The sequence below is a fragment of the Bradyrhizobium sp. McL0616 genome, from assembly GCF_049993385.1.
In the GTDB taxonomy this organism is placed as follows: Bacteria; Pseudomonadota; Alphaproteobacteria; order Rhizobiales; family Xanthobacteraceae; genus Bradyrhizobium.
Window position 1 is genome coordinate 2,723,207 of sequence record NZ_CP188255.1, and the last position, 14,525, is coordinate 2,737,731.

General features: G+C 62.4%; 11 protein-coding genes. 8 read left to right on the top strand and 3 right to left on the bottom strand.

Annotation, left to right across the window (positions count from 1 at the left end):
• Positions 1-44: 44 nt before the first annotated feature.
• Positions 45-548: a DUF3280 domain-containing protein gene (locus ACPPVR_RS12905; protein WP_426614590.1), complete on the top strand. Its 504-nt coding sequence runs from the start codon at positions 45-47 to the stop codon at positions 546-548.
• 163 nt (positions 549-711) lie between these two features.
• Here ACPPVR_RS12905 and fghA read toward each other — a convergent pair whose 3' ends face one another.
• Both fghA and ACPPVR_RS12915 read right to left on the bottom strand, forming a co-directional pair.
• Positions 712-1,557: an S-formylglutathione hydrolase gene (fghA, locus tag ACPPVR_RS12910; protein WP_426614591.1), complete on the bottom strand. Its 846-nt coding sequence runs from the start codon at positions 1,555-1,557 to the stop codon at positions 712-714.
• A gap of 77 nt (positions 1,558-1,634) precedes the next feature.
• Positions 1,635-2,255 carry a response regulator gene (locus ACPPVR_RS12915; protein WP_426614592.1) on the bottom strand — a complete coding sequence of 207 codons (621 nt, stop codon included), beginning with the start codon at positions 2,253-2,255 and terminating at the stop codon, positions 1,635-1,637.
• Between the two features lie 190 nt (positions 2,256-2,445).
• On the opposite strand from ACPPVR_RS12915, the gene ACPPVR_RS12920 reads away from it, so the two are divergent.
• Positions 2,446-3,804 carry a histidine kinase gene (locus ACPPVR_RS12920; protein WP_426614593.1) on the top strand — a complete coding sequence of 453 codons (1,359 nt, stop codon included), beginning with the start codon at positions 2,446-2,448 and terminating at the stop codon, positions 3,802-3,804.
• 162 nt (positions 3,805-3,966) lie between these two features.
• A complete protein-coding gene (locus ACPPVR_RS12925) occupies positions 3,967-6,426 on the top strand; it encodes a TonB-dependent receptor (protein ID WP_426614594.1) in 2,460 nt (819 codons plus the stop codon).
• Between the two features lie 40 nt (positions 6,427-6,466).
• Here the strand turns inward: ACPPVR_RS12925 and ACPPVR_RS12930 are convergent, their stop codons facing one another.
• A complete protein-coding gene (locus ACPPVR_RS12930) occupies positions 6,467-6,811 on the bottom strand; it encodes a monooxygenase (protein ID WP_426614595.1) in 345 nt (114 codons plus the stop codon).
• 272 nt (positions 6,812-7,083) lie between these two features.
• On the opposite strand from ACPPVR_RS12930, the gene ACPPVR_RS12935 reads away from it, so the two are divergent.
• From ACPPVR_RS12935 to ACPPVR_RS12955, 5 genes are all read left to right on the top strand, one after another.
• Positions 7,084-7,830, top strand: coding sequence for an SDR family oxidoreductase (locus tag ACPPVR_RS12935; protein ID WP_426614596.1), 747 nt, complete (start codon positions 7,084-7,086; stop codon positions 7,828-7,830).
• 257 nt (positions 7,831-8,087) lie between these two features.
• A complete protein-coding gene (locus ACPPVR_RS12940) occupies positions 8,088-8,936 on the top strand; it encodes a L,D-transpeptidase (RefSeq protein WP_426614597.1) in 849 nt (282 codons plus the stop codon).
• Positions 8,937-9,111: 175 nt separating this feature from the next.
• Complete coding sequence (locus tag ACPPVR_RS12945) at positions 9,112-9,339, top strand: DUF2798 domain-containing protein (protein ID WP_426614598.1); 228 nt, start codon at positions 9,112-9,114, stop codon at positions 9,337-9,339.
• A 159-nt stretch (positions 9,340-9,498) separates the two neighbouring features.
• A complete protein-coding gene (locus tag ACPPVR_RS12950) occupies positions 9,499-10,305 on the top strand; it encodes a tetratricopeptide repeat protein (RefSeq protein WP_426614599.1) in 807 nt (268 codons plus the stop codon).
• Between the two features lie 572 nt (positions 10,306-10,877).
• A complete protein-coding gene (locus ACPPVR_RS12955; protein ID WP_426614600.1) occupies positions 10,878-14,438 on the top strand; it encodes a patatin-like protein in 3,561 nt (1,186 codons plus the stop codon).
• Positions 14,439-14,525 lie beyond the last annotated feature (87 nt).

Below are 14,525 nucleotides of genomic sequence, written 5' to 3' on the forward strand. Positions count from 1 at the left end.
ACCCCGCATTTGGTCGTCGCGACACGACAAGCGGAATCACGATCATGCGAGCGTTGCTGACGATTGCGGCTTTGCTGTTGACCGGTTCGGCTGCGTTCGCCGATCCGCCGAAGCTTGCGGTGTTCGATTTCGAGCTGATCGACACCAGCCTGCCCGGCGAATTCTACGGCTCGAAGCCGGAAGAGGCGCGGCTCGATCGCATCGGCGAGCAGTTGCGCAAGGAATTGGCTGACTCAGGCAGGTTCCAGCTGCTCGACATCGCGCCTGTCAGGGATGCCGCCCGTCACAGCAATTTGCAGGTCTGCGGTGGCTGCGACCTCAAGCTCGCGGGGCAGCTCGGCGCCGACGTCGAGATCACCGGCATGGTGCAGAAGGTCTCGAACCTGATCATCAACCTGAATATTTACTTACGCGACGTGAAGACCGGCAACATGATCATGGCCGCCAGTGCCGACATGCGCGGCAACACCGACGAGTCCTGGTCGCGGACGATGAGTTATCTGATCCGCAACCGGTTGCTGGCGCCGAATTACGGGAAGCGGGAGTAGGTTCTTTCCCTCTCCCCTTTTGGAAGAGGGGGTCTCGCCGCGAAGCGGCGAGACGGGTGAGGGGTTCTCTCCGCGAGCGACCGTCTCGCATTGGAATTCTCAAAGGCAACCCCTCATCCGGCGCTTCGCGCCACCTTCTCCCACAAGGGGCGAAGGAAGAATCTCACCCCTTCAACCTCTCCGCATGCCAGTGCAGATGATCGCCCATGAACGTCGAGATGAAATAATAGCTGTGGTCGTATCCCGGCTGGCGCCGCAGCGTCAGCGGGATGTTGGCCTTGGCGCAAGCGGCCTGTAGCAGCTCGGGACGCAACTGCTCCTTCAGGAAATTATCGGCCTCACCGACATCGACGAGAAAGCCGGAAAATTTCGCGCCGTCCTCGATCAGCGCCACCGTGTCATGGCTGCGCCATGCATCCTTATTCGGCCCGAGGTAGCCGGTGAGCGCCTTGATGCCCCAGGGTACCTGCGACGGCGCCACGATCGGGGCGAAGGCGCTCGCAGCGCGATAGCGGTGCGGGTTGCGCAGCGCCACCGTCAGTGCGCCGTGGCCGCCCATGGAGTGACCCATCACCGATTGCCGCTTGGCATCGACGGGAAAATGTCCCGCCACGAGCTTCGGCAGCTCGTCGGTGACATAGCTCCACATCCGATAATTGCGCGCGAACGGCGCCTCGGTGGCGTCGACATAGAAGCCGGCGCCAAGGCCGAAATCATAGGCATTGTTGGCGTCACCGGGCACGTCGGGCCCGCGCGGGCTGGTATCGGGCGCGACGAAGATCAGGCCGAGCTCGGCGCAGGCGCGGCGGAATTCGCCCTTCTCGGTGACGTTGGCATGCGTGCAGGTGAGCCCGGAGAGATACCAGACCACGGGCAGTTTCGCCCCGTCCGCATGCGGCGGAACATAGACCGAGAACACCATGTCGGTTCCGGTCGCCTGGCTCGCATGGCGGTACACGCCCTGCACGCCGCCATAGGATGTATTGGTCGAGACAGTCTGGATCGTCATGCGGTTTTGCTCCGTGGAATCTCTCACCACATCACCATTGCAACGCTTGTATGACCGAATTTGTGTGGGCGCGCCAATCAGGCGACGCCGCTGTCGATCGCCAGCCGCACCAGCTCGACCGAGGTCTTGACCCCGAGCTTCTGGCGCATGATCGAGGAGGTGTTGGCGACCGTCTTGTAGGACGATTGCACCAGCCATGCGATCTCGGACAGGCTTTTTCCGGCGCTGAGCAGCCGCAGGATCTCCATCTCGCGCGGGTTCAGCTTGGACAGCGGGTTCTGCGCCAGCGTGGGTCCGGCAAACGCAATGCTGCGCGCGATTGCGCTGGGCAGGTAAGTGCCGCCGCCGCCGACGGTGCGGATTGCCTCGACGAGATCGTCGGGGTCGCCGGTCTTGGAGACATAACCCTTGGCGCCGCACTCGATCGCGCGCGCGGCAAAGGCGGGGTCGTCGTTCATGCTGAACATGATGATGCGGGCATCAGCCGCGCGCTCGAGGATGCGGCGCGCCAGCTCGAATCCGGAAACGGTGGGCAGGTTGATGTCGATGATGCAGAGGTCGGGGCGCTCGACAATGAAGACGCATTCGCCGCTCTCGGCGTCGGCGGCCTCCAGAATGTCGATCTCGCCGTCATCGGCCAGCACGGCTCGGCAGCCGGAGGCGACGATGGGATGATCGTCGACGATCAGAATGCGCATAGGCGTTCCTCGCGACAGCTCCGGCCTGTTTCGCCGCATGATGCCGAACAAGGGAGCCGCGCGCGTCTCATGTCGGGTCATGCAACCCGGCCGGGATTGCTGTACGCTTCCGATTAGATATCGGGCGCTTCGGGTCTGTCAACGTCATCGGACAGGCACGAGCGATCCCGCGGGGGCACGGACGCAACCAATGTGGCAAAATCTATCCTTGCGCGCGCGCATCAACCTGCTGCTGGCGTTGCTGCTGGCGCTGGGGCTCGCCGTCAACATCGCCCGCCAGGTCGCAGAAGCTGGCCCGCGCGTGCAGGCCGAGGACCAGAGCGTGATCCGGCTCGCCCGCGAATTCATCGAAATGATCGTTGCCGATCTCAACGAGGCGCCCGATCCCGATGCCAGGCTGAACCAGATCGCGCGCGATCTGAACCGTCTCCGCCATGTCAGCATCGCGCTGCATGATTCCGCCGGGAACCCGCTCACGCCGCCGCGGCCCGATACCGACGACGACACGCCCGGGCCGCCGGCCTGGTTCGTCGGCCTGGTCCATCCCGAGCAGACCGCGGTCAGCGTGCCGGTCTCGGTCCATGGCAAGCCCGGCTCGCTGGTGATCACCTCGCATCCCAATGACGAGATTGCCGAGATCTGGGACGCCATCGTCACGCAGCTCGAGGTCGGTTCAGTCATCGCGCTCGCGCTGTTCCTGGTGATGATGAATGTGGTCGGCCGGGCGCTCGCCCCGCTGCAGTCATTGGCGCAAACGATGGGCGAGCTCGAAGATGGCCGCTACGACGCTCGCGTGGTGCCCGGCGGCGCGCCCGAGCTCGCCGCCATCTGCACCAAGCTCAATCACCTTGCCGCGACGCTCGGCGAGGCGGTCGAGGACAAGCGCCGTCTTGCCGAGCGCGCGGTGTCGCTCCAGGACGTCGAGCGCAAGGAGATCGCGCGCGAGCTGCATGACGAGTTCGGGCCCTATCTGTTCTCGCTGCGCGCCCATGCGAGCGCGCTGGCAAAGCTCGCGGACGGGCGCGCGCCGAGTGCGGAGGCCGTGCGCAAGCACGGTAGCGTCTTGCTGGAGCAGATCAACGCGCTCCAGCAATTCACCCGCCGCGTGCTGGAGCGCCTCCGGCCCGTCGGCCTCGCCGAGCTTGGCCTCGGCCAGGCGCTCGAATCGCTGTCGCGGCTGTGGCGGGAAGCTCATCCCGACGTGACGATCAAGACCAGTATCTCGCCCGCGCTCGGGCTGGTCGGCGAAACCGCCGATCTCACCATCTACCGCGTGGTGCAGGAGGCGATCACCAACGCGTTCCGCCACGCCGGCGCGACCGCGATCAATGTCGTTATCGAGCCGGCGGAGCAGCCGGGCCGCGACGGCCGCGGCTGCGCCCGAGTGCGGGTCAGCGACAACGGCCACGGCATGGAGCCGGGTCAGAAGCTCGGCTTCGGCCTCGTCGGCATGCGCGAGCGCATTCTGGCGCTGGGCGGCACGCTCAATGTGGCCTCCGGCGAGGGCGGCGTGACCGTGGAGGCGCTGGTTCCGACGGCTGCCGCCTGATCCCGCCTGTTACAATCGGGAAAAAGTCCCGATTTTGTCGGGAAGATGGGCGCGGATAGTGCCCGACCTTTTGTGGCTGGTGCGCTCACGGCCGCCGACTACACTCGTCTCAACCAAACGGCGAAAACAAAACAGCCGAAGGTTACGGATGGGACGACAGGAATGCGCAAGTCGAGAAACAAGCCGAGAAACAAGCGAAATCTGCTGATTGCCTCGGTATCGACGGGGCTGGTGTCAGGATTCTTTCTCGGAACTGGCGCGCGCGCCGCGCAGGACGAGGAGACCAACGTCCAAAACCTGCCCGCGATCGAGGTCGTGGCGCCGCAGCCGACCACGCGGCGTGCGCCGGCACGCGCGGCGCCGGCCAGATCGGCGAGCTCCGCCCAGCCCAAGACCAGGCTCTACGTCTACCCGACTTCGCCCGGCGCCTCAGGCAGCATCGATGTCGACAAGATTCCGGCGAGCGTCAACGCGGTCGATGCCAACCAGATCAGGCGTACGGGATCACTGGACATCGCGGTCGCACTTCAGCAATACGTGCCCGGCGTCAATCTCAGCGAAGTCACCGGCAATCCGTTCCAGCCGAACCTCGAGTTTCGCGGCTACGTTGCCTCGCCTTTGGCAGGGACGCCGCAGGGCCTTGCCGTCTACCAGAACGGCGTGCGCATCAACGAGGCGTTCTCCGACACCGTGAACTGGGACGCGATCCCGACCACGGCGATCCGCTCGGCCACGATCGTCACCAACAATCCCGCCTTCGGCCTCAACGCGCTCGGCGGCGCCGTCAATCTCCTGATGAAGGACGGCTTCACCTATCAGGGCGCCGAGATCGACGTCATGGGCGGTTCGTTCGGCCGCATCCAGGGGGCGGCGCAGTGGGGCAAGAAGGTCGACAACAATTGGGCCGTCTATGGCGCGCTCGAAGGCGCGCATGACAATGGCTTCCGCAATTTCTCCTCGTCGGACATCCGCCGCTTCTACGGCGATGTCGGCTATCGCTTCGAGGGCAACGAATTCCATGTTAACATGGGCGTTGCCGACAACCACCTCGCCGGTCCCAGCACGGTGCCTATCGAATTGCTCCAAAATTATTGGGGCGCGACCTACACCACGCCGCAGACCAACACCAACAAGATCGGCTACATCAATCTGACCGGCAAGGTCGAGGCGACGCCGACCTGGACGTTCGAAGGCAACGCGCATGTGCGCGGCTTCAACCAGAATACCCAGGACGGCAACCCGACCGACGCTCAAGCCTGCGGCGCCGATCCGACAACACTGTGCTTCGGCGATGACACCACGCCGGCCATCGGCCTCAACGGCGCCCAGCTCGCCAATCCCTTCCCGGCGGGGGCTGTGCTCGGCGAGATCGATCGCACCACGACGCGTTCGACCACGTTCGGCATCTCCGGCCAGGCGACCAACAGCGACCAGCTGTTCGGGCACGAGAACCGCCTCGTGTTCGGCGCGACCTACGACGCCAGCGTGACGCATTTCGATGCGACCTCCGAGCTCGGCACGGTGGGTACAGACTATGTCGTCACCGGCAGCGGGGAGTTCCTGGGCTCGAACGGCAGCCTCGGCCCGGTGTCGCTGCGCACCGTCAATCAATATCAGGGGCTCTACGCCCTCGACACCTTCAACGTGACCAACGCATTCGCGATCACCGCAGGCGGGCGGTACAATGCGGCGCGTGTCACGCTGGAAGACCAGCTCGGGACAGCGTTGAATGGTGACCACACCTACGATCGTTTCAATCCGGTGGTCGGCGGCACCTACAAGATTACGCCCGAGCTTACCGCTTATGCCGGGTATTCGGAAGCCAATCGCGTCCCGACTCCGCTCGAGCTCGGTTGCGCCGACCCAAACAAGCCGTGCCTCATCGCGGCTTTCCTCGTCTCCGATCCGGACCTGAAGCAGGTCGTGTCCAAGACCGTGGAAGCCGGGTTCCGCGGCACCAAGGACCTGAACATCGGCCAGCTCGGCTGGAAGATCGGCGGATTCCGCGCCACCAACTACGACGACATCCTGGCGGTGCCGATTGCCAACCAGCAAGGCTTCGGCTTCTTCCAGAACGTCGGCTCGACGCGTCGGCAAGGCCTCGAAGCCGAGGTCAGTCTGAAGTCGAACACGGTCCAGTTTCACGCCAGCTACGCCTTCGTGGATGCGCGTTTCCTCGATGCGGTGCAGGTCAGCTCCAACAGCCCGACAGCCGTGCTCAATGGCGGCGTGATCCAGGTCTTTCCCGGCAACCAGATCCCGGCCATTCCGCGCCACCGCATCAAGGCCGGCATCGAATACGCGGTGACCGACGCCTGGAAGGTCGGCGGCGATGCACTCTGGGTCTCGAGCCAGTATTATGCCGGCGACGAAGCCAATCTCGAGACCAAGCTGCCGGGCTACGCCGTATTCAACCTGCACACCTCCTACCAGGTCACCAAGAACCTTCAGCTCTATGGAAAGGTCGATAACGTCTTCGACAACCGCTACGCGACCTACGGCACGTTCTTCGACACTGGCGCGCTCCCGAACTTCACCAACGGCGGCAGCTTCAACGACCCCCGCTCGCTCAGCCCGGCAAGGCCGCGCGCGTTCTATGCGGGCGCAAGAGTGACGTTCTAGGGTTTCTATTCAGAAATCGAGGGTTCGTGCGCGCGGCGCTTCACTCGACCGCAGCTAGCGCGAGGGCGACTCCATCGACCCGCGTTTCTCCTCTCAGATTATCCACTGTGACATGGGTGTCGTACCAGGTCAGTCGAGGACGGGCGCCGAAGCGCTTGGTCAGTTCGTCCACGCGCTCCTGCGTGAACCAGGCTTCGGCGGCGGCCCGGCTCTCCCATAGATAGATCCCACCCGTACCGGCTTCGCCGTTCACGTAATCCTTGCGGATCAACCCGCGGTCGGCGAGACCTCGGTAAATCGGTGCTGACGCGGTGCCGCCGGACACGGCTTGCTCTTGTGTCCGCTTTGGAAGGTCGAATTGAACGATGACAATACAATTTGCCATGATGTGCTCCTCCTGAGACGTGCCGCAGTGAACATAATGGCGCGCTGGTCTCGCGTTTGAGATCGGGTAGAAAAAAGACAAATATGCCTGGTCTTTGACAGTTCATGCACTGGTAGTTTCGTACACAAGTCGAGTGGTAGCATGAACCTCGTCCGGTCGCTCATCCGCGAGATCGACGCTCGTGAGCGTGAAGGAGGCGGCCCCATTGCTGGTTTCGTCGAGGCCACCCATCTGTCTCGAGGACGTCATCTCTCATCGGACAGGAACCATCCATGGCTAAGCTCAACGGCAAGATTGCTCTCATCAGCGGAGGCACGAGCGGTATCGGTGCCGAGACCGCCAAGCTCTTTCGGTCCGAGGGGGCGACCGTCATCGTGACTGGTTCAAGCCAGCGTTCGGTGGACGCCGCCAGGGCGGAGCTTGCAGGGATCGAGGTTCTGCTATCCGATGCCGGCAACGTTGCTGCCACGAAGATCCTGGTCGACCAGGTCAAGGCCAAGCACGGCCGCATCGACGTCTTGTTCGTCAACGCAGGTATCGCCAAGTTTGCGCCGATTGCGCAGATCGACGAAGAATTCTACGACAGCCAGTTCAACATCAACGTCAAGGGTGCATTCTTCCTGATCAAGCACGCTGTCCCGGCGATTCCAGACGGTGGCGCGATCATCCTGACCGCTTCCGTCGCTGGCGCGAACGGGGGCCTGGGAGGCAGCACGGTGTATGGCTCGACCAAGGCCGCGCTACGCTCGTTCGGCCGCACGATCGCCAAGGAGCTCGCGCCGCGCGGCATCCGCGTCAATACCATCAGCCCCGGCCCGATCGTCACCCCAATTCTGGACAAGAACGGGTTTACGGCGGCTCAGAAGGAAGGCTTCATCGAAGGGGCCAAGGCCCGCATTCCGCTTGGCCGCACGGGTACCGCCGCCGAAGTTGCCGCAGCGGCACTCTATCTCGCTGCAGACGCCACCTATTCCACAGGAGCCGAGCTGTTCGTCGATGGCGGCTTGGTCGACCTCTAGACCAGCTGCCAGACGGGGGAAAAGCGCTGCGATTCAATGCAAAGCGGACGTGGTGTCTTTTCCCAGCAGGTCCGCTTTCTGACCCAAAGCCGCCGTTAGCGAAAGAGCGGGGCGTGTCCGCGCCACCCCTTCTCGATGTTGCCGAACAAGAGTTCGGCGTTAACCATCGCCAGCGGTTCCAGTTTGAGCGAAATCGCTTCGAAGTTTCTTAAATTTTGCAGGGTACCTCTTCCAGGCATGGTGACCTGGGGAACGATATGAGTAAGCGGGCCAAACGCGGAAAGGCCGAGACGCTCGCACTACCAATGGCCGGGAGAGTTGCAATTGGCGCCGTGGCCGTCGCCGTAGTGGGGTACAGTTTGCTGTCTCGCCCGGCGAGCGTGCAACCGACACGGAAACCGTCCGCATCCCAGGCCCTGGCATCGTCAACTCCGGTTTACGTGGCACCTCCGGTTCATGCATCAGCTCCGGCTCCGATTCCGGCCCCTCTGGTCGAACCACCAAAAGCCGCTGACGGTCCCGGAGCATTTGTCCGACAGGTGATTGACTACACGAGCCACCAGACCCCGGGCACCGTGATCATCGACACCAAAAACACATTCCTCTATTTCGTTCTGAACGACGCGCAAGCACTGCGCTACGGCATCGGTGTTGGCCGCGAAGGTTTCACATGGTCCGGTGAGCAGACTGTGGCTCGTAAAACAGAATGGCCGGATTGGCGTCCGCCTGCAGAGATGGTTGTGCGTCAGCCTTATCTGCCGCGGTTTATGGCAGGCGGTCCCGGCAACCCGCTCGGCGCTCGGGCGATGTATCTCGGCGAGACCGAATTTAGAATTCACGGCACCAACAAGCCCGATACGATCGGGAAGCGGGTTTCGTCCGGCTGTATCCGGCTGACCAATGAGGACGTCGTGGACCTTTATGAGCGGGTGAAAGTCGGAGCGAAAGTGATCGTGCTTCCGGCAACCGCTGCTCGTCGTCCATCCCAGGGCGCGCCGCCCGACGCCGCTTTCCAATCGCCGGACCCGGCATCGCCGTCGAACCGGCCCTCGGCAACCAACGCGCAGATGGTTTCATCTGGACCTAAGATCGCCGAGGTCCAGTGACTCAGCCCTCTGTGCTCGGTCTTCAATTGAGGACAAGCAAACATTCGACATCGGCGGCATAGCTTTCGACTGCCGCCTTTGATCCATTGCGGACCATTTGAACATGCGCTCGACTCGGAAGCTAACTGAGGCACATCCCTTGCATTGAACTGCCAAAGAAGCACGGGAGAACACGATGCTCGGGATACCTCGCCGCTACAGTCACTTCGTCTTTGGCGTTATCCAATCCGGCCTGACATCGGCAATTGCAGCCGCAATCGCCAGTTTGCCGCTCAGGACCGCGGGGCAATTTGGCATGCACTGGCTGCAGTCATGGCTGGTTTCCTGGCTCGTGATGTTGCCGGTCGTTATTTTTGCGGCTCCGGCGATCCGCCGTTTGGCCTACACAGTCACCCGCGAATAAGCAGGCCCGTTCCGGTATGAACCATTTGTTCCGCGACCCCGACTAAAGGACAAATCAAAATCCGGGGAATGGTGGTCGGTTATTCCGGCTGCTCCTACCAACGTGCGGAGACCGCGTGCGATGCAGATGCGCTTGTCAACATACCGGTTGTTAGCATGCATGGCCGTGGTGGTTCTCGCCGGGTTGCCGAGAGTGGCCGCCGCAGACGAGTGGGATTCCTGCGTAAGGTTATCAGAAGACCTCGCGGTCGCAGGGTGCTCGCGCGCCATCGACTCGCACCAATACACGGGTCGAAGCCTCGCGCGGCTGTATGCGCGTCGCGGCGGGGCGTACCAGGCACAGGGCGACCTCAACCGCGCATTGGCGGATTTCAACGAGTCGATGCGGATCGATCCGACGTATCCGTCGGCCTACAATAACCGCGGCAACACTTGGTACCGCAGGGGCGACTTCGACCGGGCCATCGCGGACTATAACCAGGCGATCCAGCTCGATCCGAAATATGGGTCCGCCTACGTCAACCGCGGCAGCGCCTTGGGCGCCAAGGGCGACCTCGACCGGGCCATTGTGGACTTCGACCAGGCGATCGAGCTCGATCCGAAAGATGCTGAAGCGTACTACAACCGCGGCAGCGCCTGGGGCGGCGAGGGCGACCTCGACCGGGCCATCGCGGACTATAACCAGGCGATCCAGCTCAATCCGAAATATGGGCGCGCCTACGTCAACCGCGGCAGCGCCTGGGGTACCAGGGGCGACCTCGACCGGGCCATCGCAGATTATAACCAGGCGATCCTGCTCGATCCGAAAGATACCAAGGCCTATTACAACCGCGGCATGGCGTTGGAGAAGAAACGCAGTCTGCAAGCAGCGTTGGCTGACTTCAAGATGCACTCTCAACTCGCTCCCTCCGATCCAGACGGCTTGACGGCTGTGAAGCGCGTTTCGAAAGAATTGAGCGCAAGATGACGGGGCGGCGTTGACATGGCTTGATGTCTGGAATCGGCCATGAGCAGATCATGCTGCGCCGCAAGCTGCTTCTTGAGGAGGGGCACGTTCTGCTCGGCCTGGCGTAGGGCCGCTCGCAGTGCCGCCCAGTCCCTCCCGCTAGCCGAGAAGTTCTTCCGAACGTTTTCCCCGGCCGCCAATATCCCGTAAGCGTGGATGGCCGCCTCGGTCTCCCGGATTTGCCCGTTGAGCGAAGCCTCCTGAATGGCCGCGATCGCGATGTTGGAGGTCAGCCTCAGGTAGGTCGCCTCCTCCAGCGCCCGGGTGCGAAGGCCGGGTGCGAAAACGAACCAGTCTTCCTCGCGTCGAGCCGGTCCCGTCGATGCCGCGCCTCAAACCCTGGTCAGGTTGCTCTGTGGCCGGACTTCTTCGAGAAATTGTTCAGGTCGGCGCGCCGATCGCCTTGTATCAATGGTTGTTAATGGGTCATACTACACCATTACATAGACCATTGCCGTCGAGGTCAATATTGCCGAGGGCCCGGTTCGATACGGGCGTGGGCCTACGGAAACAGACTGGCCGAATTTGAGACCATGAATCGTGCGGAGCCCCGGCGCGATTTCAGCGGCGCCGGCGTGAAATGGATTGCGAGCCGTCACGGGCGGCCTCGCTTCGACGAATTGCGTGAGCACCAATTTTTTGAACGGGGGCTGGCAATGACTGAAGCTGCTGCGACCGGCCGACCGCGAATGCAGAACAATTTCTACGCGCTCGAGGTGCGGTTCGGCGTCGTGATGTATGGCGGCGTTTCGCTCGCGATCTACATCAACGGCGTCACGAATGAACTCTACGAGATGGCCTGCGCGACTCCCAAGGAGCGCGATGACCTGAGCATCCCCGGCACGCGCGATGTCTACCGCAAGGCGTCGTGGCTGTTGCGTGACGATGCGCTGCGCACGCGCTATCTCGAGCACCTGAACGGGAGTGGCGACGACCCGTTCGCCGATATGGACGCTCTACCCCCGGGGCTTCGCACGCGCTTCGTGGTTGATACGCTCGCGGGCACCTCGGCCGGCGGCATCAACGGTCTCTTTCTCGCCAAGGCACTGGCCAACGGGCAGGAGTTCGCCCCGCTGAAAGCGCTGTGGGTCCAGGAGGGTGATATTGGCCGCCTGCTCAACGACGACGCCTCATATGAGGGGCTGGAGTTCGCCAAGACCGATGATCCACCGCAATCGCTGCTGAACAGCGATCGGATGTACATCAAGCTGCTTGATGCGTTCGAGAAGATGAAAAGGGTGATCGCACCGGCCATCGTGGGGGGATCTCAATTGGTCGACGAACTCGACCTGTTCATTACGACCACCGATATTCGAGGTGCCGTCGTGCCGCTGCGGCTGTTCGACAAGGTCGTCTACGAGCAGCGATACAAGCAGGTCTATCATTTCCAGTATGCCGCGGGGGGCGACAATCATTTCGCTGACAGTTACGCTCCCTTCCTTGCGTTCGCGGCGCGCTGCACGTCATCGTTCCCGTTCGCATTCGAGCCGATGTCGGTGAGCGACGCGCAACGCTTGTGCGATGCGCGCTCGACCGAAGAGCCGGTGAGTTTCGACGATTGGAAGTCGTTCTTCACCGGCCTGTCGACCGCCGACATGGGAAATGGCGGCTGGCGCAAGCGCGCATTTGGCGATGGCGGATATCTCGACAACAAGCCATTCAGCTACGTCTGCGAAGCGTTGTCATGGCGTCTTGGCGAAGTCCCGATGGAGCGCAAGCTGATTTATGTCGAGCCGTCTCCCGCTCATCCGGAAACCGGGCCTCAATCCTCCAACAAAAAGCCGGATGCGGTTGAAAATGCCGTCGCGGCGCTGTTCACGATCCCTCAGGACGAGACGATACGCGAGGACCTCGAAACGATATTGGCTCGCAACCGGCGTATCGAGAGAGTGGAGCGGATCGTGCGTCAGGTCGAGATCGACATCGAATCGCGCCAGATTGATCCATTTGCGCGCATCGAGCTCGATGAGCATGGCAAGGTGCCTGCTTGGCGATCGCGCGACATGCTCCAAATGGTCAATTACTACGGTGTCGCGTTCCTGCCATACCGTCACCTCCGACTGATGACGGTCACCGATGACATTGCAGAGCGGTTGGCCATCTGGTGGGGCATCGACCGCCACTCCGACCGGTTGTACGCGTTGCGCGCGCTGGCTCGGGCCTGGCGGGAGGAGAATTTCTTCGAATACGCGAGCGACGCCAAAGGTCGCACCCAGTCAGTTAACGCGTATCTCGACGATTACGACGTCAAGTACCGTCTCAGGCGCACCGGCTTCGTCTTGCGCAAGGTGCATCAGCTTCGAAGCCTCTTCACCAAGCCTGAGCTTCCCGGCGACAGCGACGCCTGGTCCGACGCTGAAAGGCACCTCATGAAACAGTGGGACAAGCACGTGTCGTCCCGCGAACCGCCTCGGGGACCGATGAATACGCAGGCGCTCCTCGCCGCGCTGAACTGCCTCGCAGGCTGGCTGGGCGAAGCCATCGCCGAGCTCCGTTCCGCCACGTGGCAAGTGCAGGCCCCGGACAATCCGGCCAGGGCCGGCTGTCATGATGGGCTGATCCAGACGCTTCGCGTACTTCTTGGCGAGAAGCCGGATCCCGACCTGAAGCCGTTGCGGACCATATCCGGTAGGCTCGTGCCGCTTCCGAGCGAACTGCCGCCTCCGAGCCCGCTGCGGACACTTCAGGAGAATGTTTTTACCAGGGCAAAGAAACTCTTCGCGTTTGCCAAGGAGGTGGAGCCGACGGAGCTTCAGGTCGCACTTGAAGCCGACATTCGTTCACTAAAGGAGAGCTACACTCCGGTGATGGGTGTCAGGCTGGACGGCAAGATGCCGCTTCCTCACGCCCTGCTTGGAAATCCGGAGCTCGTTCCCAGCAATGAAGTCGACGGGCCCCAGGTGCGCATCGAAGTCCGCGATGTCGAATTGCCAGGCGATGTCACGGCGCTCAACACGCCGGAGGGAACGACCGTGCGCGAGTTTCTGGCCGAATATTTCATGCGTTTCGACGAGTACGACCAGGCCAGCTTCCCCCTCTATTACGATACCGGGACCGGCGAGCCGTCGACGGTCGAGGTGGTCCGCATCAGTCCAGAGGATGCCACCAGCCTGATCGACGAGCGCAATAGCCCGCGACGCAAGCTCGCCGGCACGGCCGTTGCTCACTTCGGCGCCTTCCTGGATGCGCGGTGGCGCCGCAACGACATCCTGTGGGGCAGGCTGGATGGTTGCGAGCGCCTTCTGGTGACCCTGTTTCCCGCACCGGAGGATGACCTGATACGCAAGGCGCTGCTCAAGGAAGCTCAACGCACGATCGTGCGCGAGGAGATGCAGCCTGAGGAATACAATGAATTGATCGATCGTTTTGTGGAGGTGCTTGCGGCTCAGAACCAGCCGACGCTTGACGAGGCATTCAATGCCCTGTGGGCGCAGCTCCCGCTGACCGCCGCCAACCAGCGCCGCACGCAGATCGGAATCGCGTTGAAGGCCGTGATGAGTGATGTCGGCATGCTGAATTACTTGTCAGATTTTTACGAAGTCGACCGCGATCTCGACCCCAAGGCAACGCTGAAGACAGGGGCGCGCGCGCTGACCGTCACGGGAAAGATACTCGAGGAGGCCGAGAAGCATCACCGGGCGCCGTTTGCGCGGATGGTCTGGCTGACACGTGCCGGTCGCGCGCTGCAGGCGTTGCTGATGGTGTCGACGCCGGGTACCCTGCCAAGGACGATATTCCGGCACTGGCTCATCCTGCTGTATGTGTTCGAGGCATTGATAGTTGTCGGTGCGATAGTGCTGGCGGCGCCGGCGACGCGCACCTTCGGCCTCACCATCTTCGTCATCACGGCGGTTGTCCATCTGGCGAGCTTGATCACTGGCGATTACATGGTTCGAAGCAGCCGGTGGCTTAAGCGGGCTCTGACTGCTCTTGTCGTCACGTTACTCGTCCTGATGCTGTTCGGCGCAGTGGCGGTGCTCAACGACGGTCCGGGGCACGTCTTTTGCTCCGCCGGCCATGGCGCGCGCAACGGAATTTTCGGGTTGTTATGCAAGCAGAACGACAGTCCGAAGCCCGCGACCGCAACCCATTGACGCATTGCAATTGCGCGCGAACTCCACTTCTCAAGCGGAGCCGGACTGACCATTGTGCCGGTCCGGAACGAATGGAAGTGGAGCAGT

What these genes read in the sequence shown, in the direction of transcription:
- ACPPVR_RS12930 (WP_426614595.1), bottom strand. Translation starts at nt 6,811, where the DNA reads ATGGCAAATTGTATTGTCATCGTTCAATTCGACCTTCCAAAGCGGACA.
- ACPPVR_RS12920 (WP_426614593.1), top strand. Translation starts at nt 2,446, where the DNA reads ATGTGGCAAAATCTATCCTTGCGCGCGCGCATCAACCTGCTGCTGGCG.
- ACPPVR_RS12925 (WP_426614594.1), top strand. Translation starts at nt 3,967, where the DNA reads ATGCGCAAGTCGAGAAACAAGCCGAGAAACAAGCGAAATCTGCTGATT.
- ACPPVR_RS12915 (WP_426614592.1), bottom strand. Translation starts at nt 2,255, where the DNA reads ATGCGCATTCTGATCGTCGACGATCATCCCATCGTCGCCTCCGGCTGC.
- ACPPVR_RS12905 (WP_426614590.1), top strand. Translation starts at nt 45, where the DNA reads ATGCGAGCGTTGCTGACGATTGCGGCTTTGCTGTTGACCGGTTCGGCT.
- ACPPVR_RS12955 (WP_426614600.1), top strand. Translation starts at nt 10,878, where the DNA reads ATGAATCGTGCGGAGCCCCGGCGCGATTTCAGCGGCGCCGGCGTGAAA.
- ACPPVR_RS12940 (WP_426614597.1), top strand. Translation starts at nt 8,088, where the DNA reads ATGAGTAAGCGGGCCAAACGCGGAAAGGCCGAGACGCTCGCACTACCA.
- ACPPVR_RS12945 (WP_426614598.1), top strand. Translation starts at nt 9,112, where the DNA reads ATGCTCGGGATACCTCGCCGCTACAGTCACTTCGTCTTTGGCGTTATC.
- fghA (WP_426614591.1), bottom strand. Translation starts at nt 1,557, where the DNA reads ATGACGATCCAGACTGTCTCGACCAATACATCCTATGGCGGCGTGCAG.
- ACPPVR_RS12935 (WP_426614596.1), top strand. Translation starts at nt 7,084, where the DNA reads ATGGCTAAGCTCAACGGCAAGATTGCTCTCATCAGCGGAGGCACGAGC.
- ACPPVR_RS12950 (WP_426614599.1), top strand. Translation starts at nt 9,499, where the DNA reads ATGGCCGTGGTGGTTCTCGCCGGGTTGCCGAGAGTGGCCGCCGCAGAC.